The organism is Marinobacter sp. PE14 (assembly GCF_053566155.1).
The window spans coordinates 1,100,270-1,121,099 of the sequence record NZ_JBQXNY010000001.1; the positions used below are offsets into that span (position 1 = coordinate 1,100,270).

The 20,830-nt window shown below is 57.6% G+C and carries 18 protein-coding genes; 11 read left to right on the plus strand and 7 right to left on the minus strand.

Going from position 1 to position 20,830, the window contains the following annotated elements; genetic code table 11:
• Window positions 1–2: 2 nt before the first annotated feature.
• The 10 genes from ACWJ62_RS05215 (at window position 3) to ACWJ62_RS05260 (ending at window position 13,189) form a co-directional block, all read left to right on the plus strand.
• Window positions 3–734 carry an ABC transporter ATP-binding protein gene (locus ACWJ62_RS05215; RefSeq protein ID WP_449285220.1) on the plus strand — a complete coding sequence of 244 codons (732 nt, stop codon included), beginning with the start codon at window positions 3–5 and terminating at the stop codon, window positions 732–734.
• Window positions 735–815: 81 nt separating this feature from the next.
• Window positions 816–3,137, plus strand: a complete 2,322-nt coding sequence (locus ACWJ62_RS05220) for an ABC transporter permease (RefSeq protein WP_449285221.1) — start codon at window positions 816–818, stop codon at window positions 3,135–3,137.
• 32 nt (window positions 3,138–3,169) lie between these two features.
• Window positions 3,170–4,375, plus strand: coding sequence for an efflux RND transporter periplasmic adaptor subunit (locus ACWJ62_RS05225; protein ID WP_449285222.1), 1,206 nt, complete (start codon window positions 3,170–3,172; stop codon window positions 4,373–4,375).
• A 98-nt stretch (window positions 4,376–4,473) separates the two neighbouring features.
• Window positions 4,474–6,219, plus strand: coding sequence for an N-acyl-D-amino-acid deacylase family protein (locus ACWJ62_RS05230; RefSeq protein ID WP_449285223.1), 1,746 nt, complete (start codon window positions 4,474–4,476; stop codon window positions 6,217–6,219).
• Between the two features lie 23 nt (window positions 6,220–6,242).
• Window positions 6,243–6,848 (plus strand): DUF2238 domain-containing protein, encoded by a 606-nt coding sequence (locus tag ACWJ62_RS05235; RefSeq protein WP_449285224.1) that lies wholly within the window; start codon window positions 6,243–6,245, stop codon window positions 6,846–6,848.
• Between the two features lie 50 nt (window positions 6,849–6,898).
• A complete protein-coding gene (locus tag ACWJ62_RS05240) occupies window positions 6,899–8,365 on the plus strand; it encodes an SLC13 family permease (protein ID WP_449285225.1) in 1,467 nt (488 codons plus the stop codon).
• A 203-nt stretch (window positions 8,366–8,568) separates the two neighbouring features.
• Window positions 8,569–9,369: a C39 family peptidase gene (locus ACWJ62_RS05245; RefSeq protein ID WP_449285226.1), complete on the plus strand. Its 801-nt coding sequence runs from the start codon at window positions 8,569–8,571 to the stop codon at window positions 9,367–9,369.
• Window positions 9,370–9,422: 53 nt separating this feature from the next.
• A complete protein-coding gene (locus ACWJ62_RS05250; protein ID WP_449285227.1) occupies window positions 9,423–10,433 on the plus strand; it encodes a transporter in 1,011 nt (336 codons plus the stop codon).
• Between the two features lie 38 nt (window positions 10,434–10,471).
• Window positions 10,472–12,097 (plus strand): OmpP1/FadL family transporter, encoded by a 1,626-nt coding sequence (locus tag ACWJ62_RS05255; protein ID WP_449285228.1) that lies wholly within the window; start codon window positions 10,472–10,474, stop codon window positions 12,095–12,097.
• 63 nt (window positions 12,098–12,160) lie between these two features.
• Window positions 12,161–13,189 (plus strand): MalM family protein, encoded by a 1,029-nt coding sequence (locus ACWJ62_RS05260; RefSeq protein ID WP_449285229.1) that lies wholly within the window; start codon window positions 12,161–12,163, stop codon window positions 13,187–13,189.
• Between the two features lie 4 nt (window positions 13,190–13,193).
• On the opposite strand, the gene ACWJ62_RS05265 is transcribed toward ACWJ62_RS05260, so the two are convergent.
• Genes ACWJ62_RS05265 through ACWJ62_RS05275 form a run of 3 tightly spaced genes read right to left on the minus strand, consistent with a single transcriptional unit; the run spans window position 13,194 to window position 15,609 of the window.
• Window positions 13,194–14,225: a polysaccharide deacetylase family protein gene (locus tag ACWJ62_RS05265; RefSeq protein ID WP_449285230.1), complete on the minus strand. Its 1,032-nt coding sequence runs from the start codon at window positions 14,223–14,225 to the stop codon at window positions 13,194–13,196.
• Between the two features lie 45 nt (window positions 14,226–14,270).
• The gene (locus ACWJ62_RS05270; protein WP_449285231.1) at window positions 14,271–14,945 is read right to left on the minus strand and encodes a DNA-J related domain-containing protein; all 675 of its coding nucleotides are present in this window, start codon (window positions 14,943–14,945) and stop codon (window positions 14,271–14,273) included.
• A 19-nt stretch (window positions 14,946–14,964) separates the two neighbouring features.
• Window positions 14,965–15,609 carry a TetR/AcrR family transcriptional regulator gene (locus tag ACWJ62_RS05275; protein ID WP_449285232.1) on the minus strand — a complete coding sequence of 215 codons (645 nt, stop codon included), beginning with the start codon at window positions 15,607–15,609 and terminating at the stop codon, window positions 14,965–14,967.
• A 72-nt stretch (window positions 15,610–15,681) separates the two neighbouring features.
• Here ACWJ62_RS05275 and ttcA point away from each other — a divergent pair, with 72 nt between their 5' ends.
• Entirely contained in the window at window positions 15,682–16,596 is a 915-nt protein-coding gene (gene ttcA / locus ACWJ62_RS05280; protein WP_449285233.1) for a tRNA 2-thiocytidine(32) synthetase TtcA, read from the plus strand.
• Window positions 16,597–16,866: 270 nt separating this feature from the next.
• Here ttcA and ACWJ62_RS05285 read toward each other — a convergent pair whose 3' ends face one another.
• The 4 genes from ACWJ62_RS05285 to ACWJ62_RS05300 are packed head-to-tail and all read right to left on the minus strand — an operon-like array spanning window position 16,867 to window position 20,809.
• Window positions 16,867–17,556, minus strand: coding sequence for a sulfite exporter TauE/SafE family protein (locus ACWJ62_RS05285; RefSeq protein WP_219120244.1), 690 nt, complete (start codon window positions 17,554–17,556; stop codon window positions 16,867–16,869).
• A complete protein-coding gene (gene ccoS, locus ACWJ62_RS05290) occupies window positions 17,553–17,813 on the minus strand; it encodes a cbb3-type cytochrome oxidase assembly protein CcoS (RefSeq protein ID WP_449285234.1) in 261 nt (86 codons plus the stop codon). Before ccoS ends, ACWJ62_RS05285 begins: the two co-directional genes overlap by 4 nt.
• 36 nt (window positions 17,814–17,849) lie before the next feature.
• Complete coding sequence (locus tag ACWJ62_RS05295; RefSeq protein ID WP_449285235.1) at window positions 17,850–20,297, minus strand: heavy metal translocating P-type ATPase; 2,448 nt, start codon at window positions 20,295–20,297, stop codon at window positions 17,850–17,852.
• Window positions 20,294–20,809, minus strand: a complete 516-nt coding sequence (locus ACWJ62_RS05300; protein WP_449285236.1) for a FixH family protein — start codon at window positions 20,807–20,809, stop codon at window positions 20,294–20,296. The genes ACWJ62_RS05295 and ACWJ62_RS05300 overlap by 4 nt, the downstream gene beginning before the upstream one ends.
• Window positions 20,810–20,830: the final 21 nt, after the last annotated feature.

The window sequence follows — 20,830 nt, forward strand, 5'->3', positions numbered from 1 at the left end:
CCATGGAGCCATTGCAGGCATCCAGGACCGGCTCAGCCGTATTCCAGACCCGGGGCCTGACGAAAACCTATGATCAGGGGGAGGTTCAGGTTCATGCGCTTCGTGGCGTGGATCTGGATCTCTATGGTGGCGAAATGGTCGTCATGCTGGGCGCTTCCGGTTCTGGTAAATCCACACTTCTTAACATTCTTGGCGGGCTGGATGTGCCATCGACCGGCGAGGTCCGGTATCGGGATATTGATCTCAGTGCTGCCGGCGACCGCGAACTGACCCGTTACCGCCGTGAACACGTTGGTTTCGTGTTCCAGTTCTACAATCTCATTCCCAGCCTTACCGCCAGGGAAAATGTAGCGGCTGTTACCGAGATAGCGACCAATCCAATGACACCGGAAGAGGCACTTGAACTGGTTGGGCTCAAGAGCCGCATTGACCATTTTCCGGCCCAGCTTTCCGGTGGTGAACAGCAGCGCGTTGCCATTGCCCGGGCTATTGCCAAACGACCGGATGTACTCCTTTGCGACGAGCCAACCGGCGCCCTCGATTCCGCCACCGGCGTACTGGTGCTCGAGGCACTGGACAAAGCCAACCGGGAGACGGGCACGACTACCGTCATCATTACCCACAATGCTTCCATCGCCGGCATGGCGGATCGCGTGATAACGCTCTCGGACGGCAATATCAGCGGTGAGCGCCTTAATGAATGTCGTCAGGATCCTCGCACATTGTCCTGGTAACGGCACTGAAGAGAAACAGCGATGTTCCCGAAGGGATTGAACACGGTTCTGAACGTAAAGTTACGGCGGGAACTCTGGCAGATGCGCGGTCAAGTAGTGGCCATCGCACTGGTTATTGCCGGAGGCGTGGGCGTGTGCGTGATGTCTCTTGTGAACTATTCATCGCTGTTGGCAACCAGAGCCCAGTATTACGACCAACACGAGTTTGCCGAAGTCTTTGCGCCGGTTAAACGGGCTCCACGTCATACTCTCAAGGACATCGCTGCGCTGCCTGGTATCGCCAGGTACGAGGGGAGGGTCGAAGGCGCTGCGAAACTGGCAATACCCGGGTTCCCGGATCCGGTGTCGGCTCGCCTGGTGTCTGTTCCGCCGGAAGGTCAGCCTGAAGTCAACCGCCTTTTTATTCGTCAGGGACGGCTCCCGGCTACTGGTCGAAGCCAGGAGGTCGCAGTTATCGGAAGCTTTGCCGACGCGCATGAGTTGGCTCTGGGGGATCAGTTTGAAGCCATTATCAACGGCCGTCGGCAGGTTCTCACGGTAATCGGCATTGTTGAGTCACCGGAATTTATCTATGTCATTCCTCCGGGCGGTATGCTGCCGGACTATCAGCGGTATGGCGTGCTCTGGATGAACAGGGAGGCCCTGGAATCCGCGATGGATATGCGGGGCGCTTTCAACAGCCTGGTGGTGACGCTCAAACCGGGCCATTCTGTTGCTTCTGTCATTGACGCTCTGGATCGATTGCTGGCCCGGTATGGGGCAACGGGGGCTTTTGGTCGGGACGACCAGTTTTCCCACCGCTTTCTGAGTGACGAGCTCAATCAGCTGAAAGCCATGGCGACGGTTTTCCCCCTCATTTTCATGAGTGTGGCCATGTTTTTGTTGAATGTGGTGATTGGTCGTCTGATCAGCACCCAACGGGATATCGTCGCCGTACTCAAGGCCTTCGGCTATAGCAACCGTCAGATTGCCTGGCATTACAGCAAACTGGTCATCGTGATCGCCGTCATCGGTTTGCTGGCCGGGCTTGCCCTTGGCCTATGGCTTGGACGCTCTCTCGGTGAACTTTACATGGATTATTACCGCTTTCCGGGGCTGTTGTTTCGCATTGACCCCGTATGGGTTGTGCTGCTGGGCCTGATGACGATTGTGGTCGCCTGGCTCGGTGCCTGGCGAGCCATCAGGCAGGCAGCGGCACTGCCTCCCGCTGAAGCCATGAGGCCTGAGGGGCCGGCCAGATACCGGGTGACCATAGTGGAAAAGCTGCTCTCGGGAATCCGTTTCGCCCAGCCCTCCCGAATGATCGTGCGCCAACTCTCCCGTCGTCCGGTCCGGACCCTGTTATCAATGAGTGGGGTCGCCATGGCCACCGCTATCGTGATGGTGGGTAACTTCCAGTTCGATTCGGTATCCCTGATGGTGCACACGCAGTTTGCACGGGTGCAGCAGCAGGATCTGGCCGCGACCTTTATTGAACCGGTGAATAGCGCAGCTCTGTTTGGCTTACAGAGGCAGGCCGGGATCCGGTACGTTGAGGGTCGCCGCTCGGTGCCGGCACGTCTGGTTTTCGGCCATCGGGAGTGGCGAAGTGCGGTCACGGGAATACCCGCCCATGCCCGGCTGCAATTTGTCATCGACAGTGATCTTCAACCGGTGCCGCTGCCAAACGAAGGGCTGCTGTTAACCGACTACCTGGCCGATGAGCTTGGTGTCGGTCCAGGGGATGTTCTGCAGTTGGAGCTGCTCGAAGGTGACCGGCGAACGGTTATGGTTCCGGTCGCCGGTATCACCAGCGAGTTTCTCGGGGTCGGTGCCTACATGGATCTGGATGCCCTGAACCGGGCACTGGGGGACGGGCCGCTGATCAATCAGGTCCTGATAAACCTGGACCAAAACAAGGCTTCGGAAGTCTATAACAGTCTTCGTGAAACCCCGGGAGTGCTTGGCCTGAGCATCCGGCAGGCCATGCTCGACAGCTTCTACGACACCCTGGCGAGAACCTTCCTGACGTTCACCTTTTTTAATAGCCTGATGGGCGGAATCATCGCTTTTGGAGTGGTCTACAACACCATCCGGATTTCCCTGGCGGAAAAAGGTCGGGAGTTGGCGAGCCTGAGAGTGCTGGGATACACCCATAACGAAGTTGCGCATATATTGTTGGGAGAGGTTGCGCTCTTGCTGTTTCTGGGTATTCCTCTCGGTTGGCTGATAGGCCAGGGTCTGGCGCTAATGATTGTTACTGCCATGCAAACCGAGCTGTACCGGGTGCCCTTGACGATCACCAGCCAGACGCTTGGCATGTCCGCGTTGGTCGTGGTGGTATCGGCGGTCGCTTCCGGGGTTATTGCCTGGTGGCGCCTGAGAGCGCTGGATCTGGTAGCGGTGTTGAAAACACGGGAATAGGTGCGAGAGCAACCGGGGAGTGAACAGGGATTATGGCGAAAAAAGGGTTTGCCGGAAAATGGTTGTTCTGGGGGGTGTTTGTTCTGTTCGCCAGTCTTGCAGTTGTGGTCACGATCCGACCCGATCCGGTCTGGGTGGATCTGACGCCGGTAACCCGTGGACCCATGGAAATCACCATCAAGGAGGAAGGCAAAACGCGGGTGCGTGACCGATATGTGGTTTCATCACCGGTTGCCGGCTATTTACATAGGGTATTGATGGAAGTGGGGGATCCGGTGATTCCGGGAGAGCTGCTGACGGAGGTAGACCCCATGCCTGCCAGTACCCTTGATGCCCGAAGTCGGGCCGAAGCGGAGGCCAAGGTAAAGTCGGCCCGTTCGGCGCTGAACTCCACTCGTCAAAAAGTGGCGGCCGCCGAGGCTGAAGCAGACCTCGCCGTTCGTGAGCTGGCCCGCCTACAGGCTCTCAGTGATGATCGTTTTGTTTCCGACGAGCGTCTGCAGCAGGCCCGGGCCGCTGCGGCCAGAACCCAAGCCATTCTGCGTTCCGCACGCTTTGACGAAGAAGTGATGGCCCACGAACTGGCAGCGGCCCGAACCCGCCTTGAGGTGTCTGCCGCGCGGGCGAATGGTGATGGACCCGTTGAACGTGTGTCGGTCAGGTCCCCTGTAAACGGCTCTGTGTTGGGAGTTGTGAGGAAAAGCGAGGGTGTGATTCAGGCCGGTGAAGCCATTCTGGAACTGGGGGATCCCGGGGCGCTAGAGGTGGTTGTGGATGTTCTGAGTTTTGATGCCGTGAATCTCCAACCCGGTATGGCGACGCGTCTCACTGGGTGGGGTGGCGGCACTCTTGACGCTACCGTCCGGCGCGTTGAGCCGGTTGGATTCGAGGACGTGTCGGCTCTGGGCGTGGAAGAAAGACGGGTACAGGTGGTCGCGGATATCACCAGTCCCGCTGATGCCTGGCAAAGCCTGGGGGACGGCTATCGGGTGGACGCCGAGTTTCTGCTCTGGCGTTCCGACAATGTCCTTCAGGTTCCGGAATCCGCCATCTTTGTCACTGATGGGCAGCATCAGGTATTCCGCGTTGTCGATGACATTGCGGTTCTGACAGACGTGTCGGTCGGTCGCACAAACGGGTTTCATACAGTGATCCAGGAAGGATTGACCGAGGCAGACAGCGTCGTCCGACACCCGGACCGTCAACTTGAAGACGGCAGCCGAATCCGACTTCGTTAATGGCCTGCATTGCAAGATCCGCGGGCTAAAATGAGAGGACATATCACGTTTGGCTGGCTAGACTGACGGCAGATAAAAACAAAAAGGAGACTGGCACGGTGAACCAGTTCGATACTCTTATTGTCGGTGGTCGCTACTTTGACGGTACCGGCGGACCCTCACGCATAGCCCATGTTGGCGTCAAAGATGGGCGGGTTGCCGGAGTCTTTGATGAGCAGCCCGACCCCGGCCTTGCGACGCGCACGATTGACGCCAGCGGTTGCTGGGTGACGCCGGGGTTTCTTGATACTCATACCCATTACGATGCCGAGTTGCTGGTAGCGCCGTCCCTGTCTGAATCCGTGCGTCACGGTGTCACCACCGTGCTGATCGGTAGTTGTTCCCTGAGCATGATCTGTTCCGATCCGGAGGACGCCTCGGATATTTTTACCCGGGTGGAAACGGTCCCGAGAGAAAAAGTGCTACCCATTCTGAAGCAGCACAAGTCCTGGCAGACACCAAAAGAGTGGGTGGCGTTCATGGATCAGCATCCACTGGGGCCTAATGTAATCAGTTTTCTTGGCCACAGTGATCTGAGAACCGCCGTCATGGGTCTTCATCGCGCCACCGACAGGAACGTGACGCCAACTGCCGAAGAACAGCAAAAAATGGAGGCTTTGCTGGAGGAGGCCCTGAAGGAAGGGTTCCTCGGTCTTTCCACCATGTGCCTTAAATGGGACAAGGTGGACGGTGATCGGGAGTGGTCCAAGAGCCTGCCGAGCACTTACGCCCGCTGGCGGGAGGTCAGCCGTCTGAATGCCATCTTGCGCCGTTACGGGCGGGTGCACCAGGGCGCCCCCAATGCGGCCAATCCGCTGCAGGTAACTCAATACCTGAAAGAAACCCTGGGCTGGTTGAGAAAGCCCCTGAAAACAACCCTGATTGCGATGATCGACCTTAAGGGTAACCCCACGGTCAAACCCATGGCCAGTCTGGTGGGATGGCTGGCCAACAGCTTTGGCGGTAATTTTCGCTGGCAGCTGCTGCCGACACCGTTCACGGTCTATGCCGATGGCATGGATATCGTGCTGTTCGAAGAATTCGGTGCCGGTGAAATGGCCCTGGATATCCGGGATCAGCTCGAGCGTAACGAACTCCTCAAGGACGAACAGTACCGCCGGAAATTCCGGAAATTTTATAAGGAGAAGCTCTCTCCGCGCGTTTGGCAGCGGGATTTCGGTGATGCTGTCATTCTCGATTGCCCGGACAAGAGTGTCGTCGGGCGAAACTTCGCTGAACTGGCGGCAGACCGCGGCATCCATGTTGTCGATTTCTTCCTCGACATGGTGGTCGCCCATGGACGTTCGCTGCGCTGGTTTACCACGGTGGGGAATCACAGAAAGGATAGGCTCCGAAAAATGGTGACCAATCCGGGCGCGCTGATCACCTTCTCCGATGCCGGCGCGCACATCCGGAATATGGCCTTCTACAACCTGCCGCTTCGGTTTCTGAAGCTGGTTAATGAAAGCCACGGCGAGGGCGAGCCGATCATGTCCCTCGAACGTGCCGTGCACCGATTGACCGGCGAACAGGCAGATTGGCTTGGTGTTGATGCAGGTCATATCAGGGTAGGGGACCGGGCCGATATAACGATACTTGACCCCCGTGGCCTTGATCAGGATCTGGAACAGGTTGAATGGGGCGAGATGGAAAACTTCGGGCTGGAACGAATGGTTAACCGGGTGCCCGGGTGTGTCAGAGAGGTGTTGATCAATGGACGGCCGGCAGTGACGGGCGGCGAGGTGGAACCCGATCTGGGCAGGAAGCCCGGCTACGGTCGTTTCCTTCGATCCGGCACGGCTTGATCGTTGTGCACGAGAGGAAAAGCATGAGCCTGCGATTAGCGCCTTCGGCCTGGGTACTGGTCTTCCTTGCGGTATTTATCTGGTCCGCGATTGAGCCAAAAGATCGGGCTACTTGGGTTCTGGAGGTGCTGCCTGCCGCCATTGGTTTCGCAGCGGTTGTCTGGTGTTTCTTCCGTTACCCACTCACGCCGCTGGTTTATGGCCTGATTCTGGTGCATGCCATCATTTTGATGGTTGGCGGGCACTATACCTATGCGGAAGTACCTTTGTTCGACTGGTTTCGGGAATGGTTTGACTGGGAGCGTAACAACTACGACAAGCTTGGCCATCTGGCGCAGGGTTTTATCCCCGCAATGGTCGCCAGGGAAGTGGTCATTCGTTTCGAGGTGTTCTCGAGTCGCCGCTGGGCTGCGTTTTTTATTGTCTGCTTCTGTCTCGCGGTAAGCGCCTTTTACGAGTTGATCGAATGGTGGGTGGCGTTGCTCAGCGACGAAGCCGCCGAGGCATTTCTGGGCACCCAGGGTTATGTCTGGGACACTCAGTCGGATATGGCCTGGGCGTTGTCCGGGGCCATCCTGGCCCTTATCCTGCTCGGGCGTTTTCATGATCGTCAGCTTCAGGAGCTATAACGCTGTGCCGCCAGCTGGAGTGGAAAGCCTGATTAATGGAAAAGAACTGTATGTCGGAAGAACTCAATGCTGACAACCAATCGGAGGGATTGCCCCGCAGCCAGGTGATCGGGCTCACCCTCGGAGCCGCGTTTCTTCTGGCGACTATTATCCTTCCACCTCCTGAAACCATGTCTGGGCAAGCATGGTCCGCCCTGGGATTGATGCTGCTCATGGCGACCTGGTGGTCCACCGAGGCCATTCCGATCCCCGCCACCGCCCTGTTACCGATCGTGCTGGTTCCCGCGCTCGGGCTTGGAACAGTTGGTGAAGCCACCGAGCCCTATGCAAATCCAATCATTTTCCTGTTCCTGGGGGGATTTACCCTCGGGCTTGCGATGCAGAGGTGGAACTTGCACCGGCGAATCGCCCTGATGACGCTAAAGGCCGTGGGTAGCAAGCCCCGACGCCAGATTGCCGGATTCATGTTGGCCACGGCCTTTTTGAGCATGTGGGTCAGCAATACGGCAACCGCCATTATGATGCTGCCGATTGGTCTGTCGGTGGTAGCCATGATGGATACCAATGATAACCCCGAGGGCGTTCGGCGTTATGCCACGGCCCTGCTGCTGGCTATCGCCTATTCTGCCAGCATCGGTGGCATTGCCACACTCATTGGCACACCGCCAAATGCCTTGCTGGCCGCCTACCTGAGCGAAAATCAGGGGGTCTCCGTGGGCTTTGCCCAATGGATGCTTCTTGGCGTTCCGGTAACGATCGTAATGCTGGTGCTGGCATGGTGGTGGCTGACCCGCCGGGACTTCGGTCTTGGCAGCTCTGGCGATGGTGGCGAGGCCATACGGCAAGAGCTTGATGCGTTGGGCTCGCTCGGCAAGGGCGAAAAACTTGTGGCGCTGGTGTTCCTTATCACTGCAAGTGCCTGGATCTTCAGGCCTTTATTATCCGACAGATTGATGCCCTGGCTAAGCGACACCGGCATTGCCATTGCTGCGGCCATCGCCATGTTCATGATCCCGGTGAATACCCGCAACCGTGAGTTTCTGCTGGACTGGGAAACCGCAAAGGGTATTCCCTGGGGCGTACTGCTACTTTTTGGCGGGGGGCTGGCCATGGCGGGCGTGATCAGCAGTTCCGGCCTTGCAGAGTGGATCGCCCAAAGTCTTGGAGTGGCCGGCACCCTGCCGACTCTCGTCATGATCTTGCTGGTGGTGGGCGTGATCATTTTTCTGACGGAAGTTACCAGCAATACGGCGACTGCAGCGGCGTTTCTGCCGTTGCTGGGGGCGCTGGCCCTGAGTCAGGGGGTGTCGCCGTTGCTGCTGACAGTGCCGGCTGCAATTGCCGCCAGTTGCGCCTTCATGATGCCGGTGGCTACGCCACCCAATGCCATCGTGTTCTCCAGTGGCCATATGCAGATCAGTGACATGATCAGAGCCGGTTTTGCTTTGAACCTCGCGGGTATAGTTGTAGTGACTGTCCTGAGCTATCTGTTACTCGGGGCAGTCTTTACCCTCTGAGTGGCAGGCCCGGCAACCGGGCCTGCATCCCGATTCCCACCGATGTCATGAAACAGTTCTCAATTCCCCTCCGTAAGGCCCCTCCTGCAGCGACAGATTTGAGGCACAGTTATCTTTAAGGGCGCAGGCTTTTCGGTATCTTACCGTAACAACATGTAACCCGCTCAATAACGTGGCCAATAAAAACAGGGACTTCGTCTGACATGCTGCTGGTGCTCGCTGGATCCATTCTTACATTCACCATGGTGCAGGAAGCCACCGTGGTGGAGCCTTTTGAGAAGGGTCAGATTGTTATTGAGCAGGACGTAGATTCGAGCCCGATAAAGTTGCGATCGGATGCCAGGGTCGAGCCCCTGGTGGAGCAGAAGTTCCGCAACATCGTTCGTCAGGCCTATGACTACAGCTGCGGCAGTGCGGCGTTGACCACCGTGCTGAATTTCTACCTGGGTCGGACCCTGTCGGAACGTCAGGTCATGGAGGGGCTGCTTCATTACGGCGAAAGCGAACGCATCGTGGAACGTCGCGCGTTTTCCATGCTGGATATGAAGCGACTGGTGACAGCGCTCGGTTATCCCTCAGGCGGCTTCCGGGCGACGATTGATGACCTCAAGGATCTTGACCACCCGGCGATCGTGCCCATCCATCACGCGGGTTTCAAACATTTCGTGGTGTTGAGGACGATTCGTGACGGACGTGCCTATCTGGCAGACCCCTCGGTAGGCAACATCTCCTTCACGCTGGCCCAGTTCGAGGAGAAGTGGGACGACAATGTGCTCTTCATCGTCTTCCCGGGCAGCGATAAGCCACTGGACAATCTCGAGCTGAAGGAAGAAGACCTTCGCTTTGTGGATGACCAGACAATGACCCTTCTGGCGCTGGAAAGAATACCGGCGTTTCACGAGTCCACCCAGCGGCGGATCCAGAATCTGCTCGAACGCCAGAAAAACAATCCCGACGGCAGTGTGGAAAACACCCGCAAGCAGTTGCACTACCGTCGGAACTAATTCACCGGGTAGTCCCGGGTCAGGAACACTACAAATAAAATAAGGGAGTCAGGATGAATCGTTGGTTTGTGCGAGGTTTTATCCTTGTTTCCACGGCAGGTCTGCTTCCGGGCATGGCCCTGGCGCAGGAAGGGAGTGTGGATCAGGCGCGGGAAGCCCTGGCCAAACAAGAAGGCGACGAAGATGCTTCGCAACAACTGGAGGAAGTGTTCCAGGCTGCCGAGAAGAACTATTCGTTGCAGAAAAAGGGCTCTCATTCCCTGAATTACTCGTTCGACTATTCCTACACCGCGGACCAGCGCCTTGACCTGGCCATTACCAATGGATCGGTGAGAAATCTGGATGTGGTGCCATCGGCGACCCACAGTTTTACGAATTCCTTTTCCTACGATTATGGCCTGCTGGACAACCTGACGGTCGGAACCCGAATTCCGCTGGTGGTCAAATACGACACTCAGGATGAGCTCAACGTCTATGACTTTGGGGATATCTCATTTACCGGGCGCTGGCAGCCGTTCGCCTATGTCCCCGGCAAGATGTCGACCACGCTGTTTGGAACCCTGTCCACCAAGACCGGCGTCAGCCCCTACGAGATCGATATCAACGAGCAGCTGTCTACTGGTAGCGGTTACTATTCGATCGGTGGCGGCGCAAGCCTTTCCAAAGTCCTCGATCCGGTGGTGATCTTCGGATCGGTCAGTGCCACCTATAACTTGCCGGCCGAAAACCTGCAGCAGGTAAGGGGCGCACGGCTTCTTGAAGAGGTGGATCCAGGGTTCGGGCTGTCCGGTTCGGCGGGTTTTGCCTATTCCCTGTCTTACGATATTTCACTGAGTATTTCCGCTCAGCTCAGCTACAGCGATGAAACCATTCTGACCTTCTCTAATGGCGACCAGGCCGTTGCCCAGGACCAGATGACCGGTTTCCTGAGTATGTCACTGGGTACCCGTGTCAGCGATACCACCATAGTGAATACCAGTCTCGGGATTGGTCTCACCGAGGACGCTCCGGACTTTTCCCTCGGGGTCTCCCTACCCATTAACTTCTCCGGTCTCAAAGAGTGATTGGTGTCGTTAACGATCTACGGGAAGGGAAGGATTTCATGGGACAGAGAAGCCACAACCGTCAGATTCTCGCGGCGCTGATCGCCACGACCCTATCGTGTGGTGCCCAGGCCCAGCTGGCGCAGAACCTGACCATTCATCCCAAGGCGCTGGCGCTCGGCAATGCCGTCACAGCCGATCCGCCCGGGATCATGGCGATTCACTACAATCCAGCGGGCCTGACCAAACTGGACGGGCGCCAGCTGGAAGTAAACCTGATGAGCGTCTATCTCGACATTGACGCGGACTTCACAGCGCCGGAAGGGTATGAAATTTTCGGTATCGATGGCCTCGAAACGGATCCACTGACCGGAAAGCAACGGGACCCGGTTGCCAATACTCACAGCCACACCAACAACGTCGCTCTGTATTTGCCCGGATACGGTATTCTTCGCGCGCCTCCCGGACCGGCCCTGGCCCCTTCAGCGGGGATCAGTATCAACCCGCCGGGCTCGAAACTGACCTTTGGTAACGCGTTCTACCTGCCGCTGGCGGCCGGCTTTTATCGCGACAAGGACGACCCTGGCCGTTACCAGCCCCAGGCCACGGCGCTGCAACGTACGACTTATCTTTCACCCACGGTTGGTTACGAGATCAACGACGATTGGTCCGTGGGTGCCGGTATCCACCTGTCCCATATGGGTATCGCGGCAGACCAATACATGCGCGCGCCCAACCTGCTGTTGGGTGTCGCGGAAGTGCTTCAGGACGCCTTCAACTGTGAAAGCGGCGACGAGCCCCTCCAGCCCTGGTTGGCGCTTTGCGGCGGTAACGTCGGCCCCTGGGATGATATCGGTGCTCTGAGTATCAACGTCCAGGAAACCCTGTCCCCCACCTATGCACTGGGCGTCATGTGGGAGCCGACGGACTGGTTCAGCTGGGGCGCAAGTTACACCTCAGAAGCTGAAATGAACATGAAGGGCACCTTCGAAATCCAGTACACCGACGACTGGTCTGGCTTCTGGCAGAGCGTCAACGGATCCGTACTGGGTGCGATTACCTCGGCGATCCTGAGTCTTCCGTCCGGTGCGCCCAAGGAATCCGGCAACGTCAGTATGGATCTGGTGTACCCTCAACACTTCCAGACCGGCATCAGCGTTGATGTGCATCCAAAGCTGACCCTAAACGCCGACATCGGCTGGACCGATTACGAACAGTGGGATGCCTTCGTTTTCCGGTTCGACCGCAACCTGGAGTTCCTCAATGCGGCGCGGATCCTGTCACCGGACAATGCCACGCCGAATACCCTCAGGCTGCCGCTGGGTTTCAAGAGCCAGTGGAACTGGGCGTTTGGCATGGAGTTTCATGCGTCTTCCCGTTTGGACCTGCGTGCCGGTGTGGAAATCCGGGATTCCGTTATCCCGGATGATCAGCGACAGGTAATGGCGCCGTTCGGTGGGGCAAATCTGTACAGCATCGGTATGGGGTACCAGTGGGACAAGGACACTCAAATTGACATGAATCTCAGCTACCTTCACTCGGTAGAGTCGATTCCCGCGGACACCAGCTGTAACCTGAACTGCGACAACATCACTAACATTATCTACAACCCCTATGCAGGTCTGGATGTCAAAACCTCGCTACGGGTTGTCATGGCGGGCCTCAGTTTCCGGACCAAGTTCTGAGTGGTGCCATTAACCAAAGGGTAGTCATTCGCAGTGATTAGCGGCTCTTTACTGAAATTAGCCTTGTGTCTTTTTCTGGTAGCGGTTCTGGTAGGTTGCCAGGTTGGCGGGTCCACGGTATCCGAGCGAGAGGGCTATTTTACCTGGGTAGACGAGCAGGGCAGGGTGCGGTATTCCCCCATCGCAGGAGCCGCGAATAATAAGACTGCCAAGGATGCTGGAGCGCTCAGCGATTCGGGGTCCGCGGAAGAGCCAACGCAGTCAGATGATGGGGCCAGCCCTGGGTCGGGCCTGAAGGAAGAAAACGAGTACACACTTGAAAACTATCCGGATGCCGGGGAGCTTGAAAAAGACGGCTACGTTCGGCCGGGAGAGCGGCAACCCTATTTCACCTGGCGTGACGCCGAGGGCAATGTCCGGGTCAGCTATTACCGGCCGGATACCCGCTCTGACCTTGAGAAAGGGCTGGTTGAACCACCGGTTCAGATCACTGAAGCCAGCGTTTACCAGGCAGGCCCCGCTGGAGAGGGCGCAGCTCCAGTAGAGGGGTATGACCCGGACGCCTTCGCGATACTGGGTATTGAAGCTCAAACCGATGACTTTTTTACCCGGTTTTCAGCCAGCTGTTGTGAATCCATGGACGTCCCTGATCGGCAAAGCTGGCAATCGGGAAGGGAATTCGGCGTTACCCTCTCTGACGACTCAGCCAGCCACCCGTTTGTCACCGGCACCAGCCCCTATCAATTGATTGAACTCCCGGACGCGGACATGCATCGCAGTCTGGTCATCCGCCTGCGCTCCTATGCCAAAGACGGTGTGTTCGTGCCCTCGCTGGTGTTTCTGGATGAGAAAATGGCGCCGTTGAGGCTGGTAACAGACCTGGTGATGGATTTTACCCCGGAAAACTGGCATCGGCGGGGCTACCTGGAAGCATGGGTTCCCGCTTTCCCGGGCCAGGAAGAGCGTTGGCTGGTTCTGTTTACACGAGATGAAGACCTGAACGGTCAGACCGTTATCGAAACCGACGCCGGCCCCCGCAAAATCCCCCACAGCAGGCACGGTGAAATCGGCCTGATGCAGGCGGAGGAATGAGGTTTCAGTCCTCTGGCCTGCTAAGATCCAGCCACTGTTGCGACAGCCAGTAGTAGCTACCATCGCTTGCAGGGTGGGTGCAGTTGTAACGGAATCGACGGCTGCTGAACGCCGCAGGTGCCTGCACTTCAACGGCGCCATCAACCACCTCAAAGTCGATGCGTCCCTGACCGGAGGCAAAGCACGTCAGCCGGTCGGCTCCAATGGATTCAACCAGCGGGAAAGTAAGGGTGGGCGGATTCTCGGAGATCACGCCGTCGGGCAGCTTTCCCGTATCAATCGGAAATGCTTTGCTGCGAAGTTTGTTTTCAAGACTTCCCAACTGGCCGTAGGCGTTCGCCATCGGAAAGCGGGGCAATCGCGTGTTCGCGGTTTTGGGCCCTATCGCGCCTGACTGCTGACCGAAACCGTACCAGCCGCGTTCTGCGACTTTCCGCTCCAAAGCTGCATCAAACTCTCCATAAGGGTACGCAAACATGGGCGCAGGCGCCTTCAGCTCACGGACAAGGGTCTCCTGGGCCGCATCCAGGCTGTTGGTCGCCCGGGCTTGCCAGTGGCTTTCGCTTTCGTTCGGTTTACGCGCCAGATGATCGTGGTCGGCGCTGTGATTGGCAATGGTTACGCCCGGTCGTTCGGCGAGTTCCCTGATCTGCTCCCAGGTCATATAGCCCTTACGGCCAACCGCTTCGGTGTTGACAAAAATTGTGTAAGGGTAGGCTTTTTCAGCAAGCAGCGGTGCCGCGGTCTGGTAGACGGAGTCATAGGCGTCATCAAACGTAATCGCAATGCGGTTGCCCTTTCCACCTGCGCCAGCCAGTGTTGATTCAGTACCTTTCTGCAGATCCACAACGTCCAGTTCCAGATCCGAAATCATGTCCAGCTGGCCTTCAAACAGGGACACAGACGTGCTGGTCGCTGGCGGTGTGGAATCGCTGACATGATGATACTGAAGGACAACGAGGTCTGCCCGGGCTGAGGTCGCGGTCGACATAACCACGACGGCCAAGGAAATTTTCAGGAATGCTTTGAGCGGCATATCGTCTCCTGTGTTTCTTCGCTCCGGCCCGATCAAACCGGCCGGTCAGATGCTGTGACGGAAGTGTGCTTTGAGTACGGCAAAGGCCTGATTCAGATCCTGAATGGTTTCGGTCTTGCCTCCGCGGTCCGGGTGAGCGTTCATAACTGCCCGGCGGAAACGCTTCTTGACGGTCGGGAAATCAGAAGGAACAGCCTGGAAGCCCAGTATTTCCGCTGCTTCCCGTGTTTCGGCCTGCGCCGGTGCCTGCCCGGGAGCGCCGGCCCAGAAATCATTCATCATCTGTTGGATCGCTTCCTCCGGCAGACGGTACTGGGAGAGATCCAGGTAGAATTGACGAAGCGTGTCGATACTGTCCGGAACACCCTCGCCACTGACCACAGTCTGCTCTTCGATACGTATATTGAGAGGCGATATCTGGAGGCTTTCGCCGGCCTCGGACAACTGGTCCCGAAGACGGTAGAGCACGTGGAATAGCAGAAAATGAACCGGATAGAGTTTTTCGGGTTCGCTGAAAACAACGTCTCCGAGCAGCTCCCACGGTTGCCCCTGGAGCGCCTTGATCAGCGATAGCTCGTTCATACCCGCTGGCGTTGACCGGATTTCATGCTCAACGGCCACCAGCAGGTGCTGAATCTGCTGCTCCAGGCAGTCATCTTCGTTCACCGCTCCAGGGTAAGACGTTTTGATCGGGGCTTGGCTTTCGGTCATGGAGTCCATGGTAGGGCACTCCCGGCCATCAGGGAAGTGCAGCCAGTCGGGGAAGCCCGCCCATAAACAGGGCGGTAGAGAATTTGGTTGCGGTCATCGCTTCAGCCTCCGCTGAATCCGGGTTCCTGTGGGCTCGCCTGGCAAGCGTCAGGCTGGTCTCATAGGCGACGCCGAAGAAAGCGGCGCACAGGTATTCGTGATCGATCCGGGGAAGTAGCCCCCGCGCCATCGCCTCGCGAACATCGTCTTCCAGTGACAGCATGGTCAGACCGAGAATATCCGAACCAAACAGCTCCCGTAGCGCTCGATCATTTCGGTGCGCGAGCTCGTAAACCAGTGGATCCCGGGCGGTCGCGGTGAATAAAGCCATGTAGGCGTAGTGGATAAAATCTTCTGTGGTGTCCGCAGCACGTCGGTGGCGGGTGAGGTTGTCGTTCAGATTGGTCAGGAAGTCAGTGAGCAGGGCGGCGAAGATGTCCTGCTTGCTGGAGAAATAATTGTAGAAGGTACCGGCGGCAAGACCGGTTCGGCGTACGATGTCGCGGATGGTCGATTTTTCGTACCCCCGCTCGCGAAAACATTCCCTTGCCGCGAGAAGGATAGCTCTCCGGTTCCGGATGCGGTTCTGTTCCCGTTTACCTGCGGCCTCTTCACTCGATTGCAACGTATCCATGTTGGTATCCTGTCCCTGAATCCATGTGACGCGTATAATCCCACGTCCATTTAACCTATGAACGTAGTTGGTATGTCCGAAGCAATGATCGCCAGTGCCGAACAATCCCTCAACCCAGAGCGGGAGCGCCGCCAGAAGCTGGAGTTGAACAAGCTGCAGAAACGTCTGCGCCGCGAAGTCGGGCAGGCAATTGCCGATTTTTCGATGATTGAGGCCGGTGACAAAGTCATGTGCTGCCTCAGCGGCGGCAAAGACTCTTACGCCATGCTCGATATCCTGCTGAACCTGCAGAAGAGCGCCCCTGTCTCTTTTGAGCTGATTGCCGTCAACCTTGACCAGAAACAGCCCGGCTTTCCGGAAGAGGTGTTGCCCGAATACCTGTCTGCCATGGGTATCGAGTACCACATCATCGAAAAGGACACTTACAGTATTGTTAAGGAAAAAGTCCCCGAAGGGAAGACTACCTGCGGTCTGTGTAGTCGGCTACGTCGCGGAATTCTCTATAATTTCGCCGAAGAGCACGGAGTGACCAAGATTGCGCTGGGTCACCACAGGGACGATATGCTGGAAACCCTGTTCCTGAACATGTTCTATGGCGGCAAACTGAAGTCCATGCCGCCAGTTCTGCACAGTGATGATGGCCGCAATACTGTTATCCGGCCGCTGGCTTACAGCCGCGAAAAGGATATCGCCCGCTACGCCGGTCTGAGAGAGTTCCCCATCATTCCCTGCAACCTGTGTGGTTCACAGGAGAATTTGCAGCGCCAGGTTATCAAGGACATGTTCCAGAGCTGGGACAAGCAGCACCCCGGCCGGTTGGAGACCATGTTCCGGGCCATGTGCAATGTGGAGCCGTCGCACCTGGCTGATACCAACCTCTACGATTTTCGGGAAGGAAGGCGCCTCGGCGGTAAACGCCAGGCCGTTCACACTGCCGAACCTGAGGCCACTGCTGACTTCGGTCGCCTGGACGTGTTGAATATCTAGGTAGCTAGTGTCCCGTCTGGTTAATTCGTTGACCTACTGCGTGGCGCTGAGGCCCCTGGCCAAGGCGCCAGTACGCAGGTGTGGTGGTTCCACATCAAGTGCTGGCAACACCCGGCCAGGGGCCTCAGCGCCGCGCCCTTCGGGAGCCACTGAGAGCCTTGATAGCCGCGTTGCGCTGACTCGATTTGGAACCACCAAACCTTCGCCATCGCGCCTTGCTCTCAAGGCTCTCAGTGGCTCAGTAGGTCAGCGAATTAACCAGACGGGACACTAGTGTCCGAACAGATGCAGGAAAGGCAGGGTCCATAGCCCGAAGAGGATAAGCAGCCCACCGGTGACCTTCCGGAACAACTGGTGGCTCTGCAAGCCTCGGATCCAGTTGGCCGCAAAACCTGTTGCGAGCATGGAAGGAAGGGTGCCAAGCCCGAAAAACAGCATGGTTAGTGCGGCCGAGCCCACCGTCGGTTGTAGCGCAGCCCACCCGAGAGTGCTGTAGACCAGACCACAGGGCAGCCAGCCCCAGAGCGCTCCGAGGGCAAGCGCCTGTCCTCCGTGATTTACCGGCAGGAAGCGACGCGTCAGTGGAGAGAGACGAGCCCAGACTGGAGCGCCGACCCGTTCGACGTAACGAATCCCCTGCCACCATTGCCCCATGGACAATCCCATGAAGATCAGCAAAACCCCGGCCAGGCTACGAAGCACAAGACCGGCCGTGCTCCACTGACTGGCCGCCGTGGTACTGGCCAGCGCGACCAGTGTGGCGATCAACACATAGCTACCGATGCGCCCAAAGTTGAATGCCAGCAGCATGACCGTCTGTCGTAACCGGAAACCCCGGCCTACAGGCAGTGCCATTGAGAGGGAAGCGCTGATGCCACCGCACATGCCAAGGCAGTGCGTGCTGCCAAGGAGTCCTATGAGGAAGGCGCTCGGATAGCTGAGGTAAAGTTCCGGGCTCATCCTTTTTGCGGTTTATCCTCATCCGGCTTGTCAGCCTCGCTGACGTGAACGGCTTGCTCTGGGGATGAGTTCTCTGTGGCCGTCTTGTCAGTGCGAGCATCGTCCGGAATCATATCTTTGTCATCATCGTAAAGTATCCGATGGGCAGGGCCTTCCAGGTCATCGTACTGGCCGTTCTTGACCGCCCATGAAAAAAGCACGACGCCCAGAGTTACCAGGATGAGCATCACCGGAACGAGGAACATTACGATTTTCACAGCGAACCCTCAAAAAATGAGTATAAAACTACGGTATCAGGACAAGGCCTGTGCGCCAACCGGGGGATTATCCTGATGCGGTTGGTCAGGCGCTTTGCCAAGCCGAAGCGCATTTAACACTACCACCAGGGAACTGAGGGACATCCCGATCGCTGCCAGCCAGGGTGGCACCATGCCTGCGGCAGCCAGGGGCAGCGCACAGACATTGTAGGCAAGGGCCCACCAGAGATTCTGGCGGATGATGCGCCGGGTCTGACGGCTGGTTTTCAGAGCCTCAACCAACTGCAGCAATTGGCCATTCAAAAGTACCGCATCGGCTTTGAGCTGGGTCAGATCCGCAGCAGTGCCCATGGCGACCGAGATTCCCGCCCCGGCCATGGACGGAAGATCGTTCAGCCCGTCGCCGACCATCATGATGCGCCTGCCTTCAGATTCAAAATTCTGAAGTACCGCCAGTTTTTCCTCCGGAGAGGCCTGTCCTATCGCTTCGTCAATGCCCAGCATGCCTGCTACCTGCTCAACATGTCCGGACCGATCGCCACTCAGGAGCAATGTGCGAATACCAGCGTCCTGAAGAGCTCTGATCGCCGCACGGGCGTCGGCTCGGGGCTGGTCGTCCAACCGAAAGCAGGCCAGCCATTCGCGATCCGATGCCAGCCAGATCTCCATGCCCTGATGAGGTTCGGCGCTGGGCGCGGGTGCACTGATGTGCTGCTGGACAAAACCCCGGTGGCCGATGAAAACCGGCCTGTCTTCCAGCTGGCCAGAGAGACCCCCACCGACGTGGTTTTGCACGTTCTCGACGGCGGCAGTGGTGCGCCGATGGAATACACGGGCAATGGGGTGCTCGGAATATTTCTCGAGCCCGGCGGCGAGCTTCAGGCAGGTTGGTTTATCCATGCTGCCAACAATGTCGACACCGGTGAGGCTGAGTTCGCCGCGCGTCAATGTTCCGGTTTTATCGAACACTACGGTATCGATGGTGTTCATTGATTCGAGGGTATGGCCCCGGGTGGGCAGAAACCCGAGACGGCGCAGCCTGACGGTAGCGGAGGTGATCGCGGTCGGCGTTGCCAGCGAAAGAGCGCAGGGGCAGGTTACCACCAGTACCGACAGGGTGATATCGAAGGCGTTGTCGGCGCCGGCCAGCCACCAGCCGATCCAGACGACGGGTGCCAGTATCAGTACCCGTCCGACAAATTTCCCCGCCATCCGGTCGGCCATCATCGCGACTTGGGGCTTTTCGGATTGTACCCGGTCCAATACCCTGAGAATGCCTGAAAGCCGCGTTTGCGCGCCCGCCTTTACCACACGGACATCGAGAGGATTCTCGCCGTTCACACTGCCGGCATGAACCGTGTCCCCGGGATAACGGGTTTCTGGCAGATATTCTCCCGTCAACGCCGCCTCGTTCAGGGTGGACTCTCCCCGGACGATCTCTCCATCCACTGGCAGAGTCTCACCGGGCCGAACCCGAACGACATCGCCGGGCCGAATCTGGTGGGACGGGACGATGTCCGTATCATCACCGCTCACCAGTGTGGCAACGGTCGGCTGGAACCCCGCAAGGGCATTACCGGTCAGCCCGGCACGGTAGCGGGCCTGAACTTCGATATAACGACCCAGCAGCAGGAAGAACGTAAACATGCACACGGACTCGAAGTAGACTTCGTCCCCACCAACGATCGTAACCCAGGCACTGGCGAGGTAGGCAAGCCCGATTGCAATGGCAACCGGTACATCCATGGTCAGGTGCCGGCTCAGGAGATCCCGGCGGGCGTTGCGGAAAAAGGGGGCGGCGCTATAAAGAACCACAGGGGTAGCGACCAGCAGACTGAACCAGCGGAAAAAGCTTATAAACTCCGTTGACAGGTCATTGACCAGTTCAAAGTACAATGGGAATGCCAGCATCATGCTCTGGAACGAGCCTATGCCCGCGATGGCAACCCGGATCAGCATGGAACGGTGCTCTGCCTTTAGAGCCTGTTCTGCCTCGTCTGCCTGGTATGGTCGGGCCGAATAGCCGAGCTCATGGATGGCAATCAGAAGGTCGCTCAGCGGCGCCTGGTCCTGGGACCAGATCAGACGGGCACGCTGTGTGGTGTGATTCACCGAAAAAGACACGGCACCCGGCTGCTGCTTCATGTGATTTTCAAGCAGCCAGATACAGGCAGCGCAGGTGATACCTCCAATCAGCAACTGGGCTTCCTGTGCGCCTTTGACAGGGGCGACAAAGGATTCCTGAACCAGGGGATGGTCCAGCTCCCTCAGGCGGTTCACTTCGGCGTTTGTCAGTTGCTTTGGTGTGACAGCCGGCTTGGTCCGGAAATCGTAAAAACCGGTCAGACCCTCGCTATGGATGGTCTGGCAAACCGCCTTGCAGCCCTGGCAGCAGAAGTGGTGGATTGCGCCATCGAGCTCAAGGGTGATGGGCGGCTCACCGTCTGCCGGTTCACCGCAGTGGAAGCAATCCAGGTGCGTCAACCTTGGGCAGACTCCCCGGCCTTGATGGTAATGCCGCTTTCAGTGGGTAACCAGGTTTCACCTTTAAGGCGCCATTCATTGGCCGGGCCCCGGAGGTCATAGTACCAACGGCCGTCGATGTCGCTGTGAAGTTTCCCGGCAAATCGCCCTGGGGCGATCTGCTGGAACTGGATAGTGCGGTCTTTGTCCGAGAGTGTCGGGTGGAAAAGGTTGAGAATCAGGTATGGGAAGTCAGCCGGACCTTCCACGGTATTCAGGTTGACCGTGACGTTCCGGTTCTGAAAGTCAATCTGAGCTTCCATGCCAAGGTCCAATGCTTTCTGGTCCCTCGCGATGGACATATTGATCCCGCGGCCTTCCTTGGACCAGTCGTCCGTCACCATTGAGTTTTCCGTGTTGATAGCGATGGTGATTGCAATGGCGCAATAAATAATTGACGCACCCGGGAAAATCAGGAGGAACCAGAACCAGGGCTGGCGATACCACGGGGCAACGGGTGTTTCAGTAGTCATATATCTCTATCTCGTTTAAAC

What these genes read in the sequence shown, in the direction of transcription:
- ACWJ62_RS05215 (WP_449285220.1), top strand. Translation starts at nt 3, where the DNA reads ATGGAGCCATTGCAGGCATCCAGGACCGGCTCAGCCGTATTCCAGACC.
- ACWJ62_RS05220 (WP_449285221.1), top strand. Translation starts at nt 816, where the DNA reads ATGCGCGGTCAAGTAGTGGCCATCGCACTGGTTATTGCCGGAGGCGTG.
- ACWJ62_RS05225 (WP_449285222.1), top strand. Translation starts at nt 3,170, where the DNA reads ATGGCGAAAAAAGGGTTTGCCGGAAAATGGTTGTTCTGGGGGGTGTTT.
- ACWJ62_RS05235 (WP_449285224.1), top strand. Translation starts at nt 6,243, where the DNA reads ATGAGCCTGCGATTAGCGCCTTCGGCCTGGGTACTGGTCTTCCTTGCG.
- ACWJ62_RS05240 (WP_449285225.1), top strand. Translation starts at nt 6,899, where the DNA reads ATGTCGGAAGAACTCAATGCTGACAACCAATCGGAGGGATTGCCCCGC.
- ACWJ62_RS05245 (WP_449285226.1), top strand. Translation starts at nt 8,569, where the DNA reads ATGCTGCTGGTGCTCGCTGGATCCATTCTTACATTCACCATGGTGCAG.
- ACWJ62_RS05250 (WP_449285227.1), top strand. Translation starts at nt 9,423, where the DNA reads ATGAATCGTTGGTTTGTGCGAGGTTTTATCCTTGTTTCCACGGCAGGT.
- ACWJ62_RS05255 (WP_449285228.1), top strand. Translation starts at nt 10,472, where the DNA reads ATGGGACAGAGAAGCCACAACCGTCAGATTCTCGCGGCGCTGATCGCC.
- ACWJ62_RS05265 (WP_449285230.1), bottom strand. Translation starts at nt 14,225, where the DNA reads ATGCCGCTCAAAGCATTCCTGAAAATTTCCTTGGCCGTCGTGGTTATG.
- ACWJ62_RS05270 (WP_449285231.1), bottom strand. Translation starts at nt 14,945, where the DNA reads ATGGACTCCATGACCGAAAGCCAAGCCCCGATCAAAACGTCTTACCCT.
- ACWJ62_RS05275 (WP_449285232.1), bottom strand. Translation starts at nt 15,609, where the DNA reads ATGGATACGTTGCAATCGAGTGAAGAGGCCGCAGGTAAACGGGAACAG.
- ttcA (WP_449285233.1), top strand. Translation starts at nt 15,682, where the DNA reads ATGTCCGAAGCAATGATCGCCAGTGCCGAACAATCCCTCAACCCAGAG.
- ACWJ62_RS05285 (WP_219120244.1), bottom strand. Translation starts at nt 17,556, where the DNA reads ATGAGCCCGGAACTTTACCTCAGCTATCCGAGCGCCTTCCTCATAGGA.
- ACWJ62_RS05300 (WP_449285236.1), bottom strand. Translation starts at nt 20,809, where the DNA reads ATGACTACTGAAACACCCGTTGCCCCGTGGTATCGCCAGCCCTGGTTC.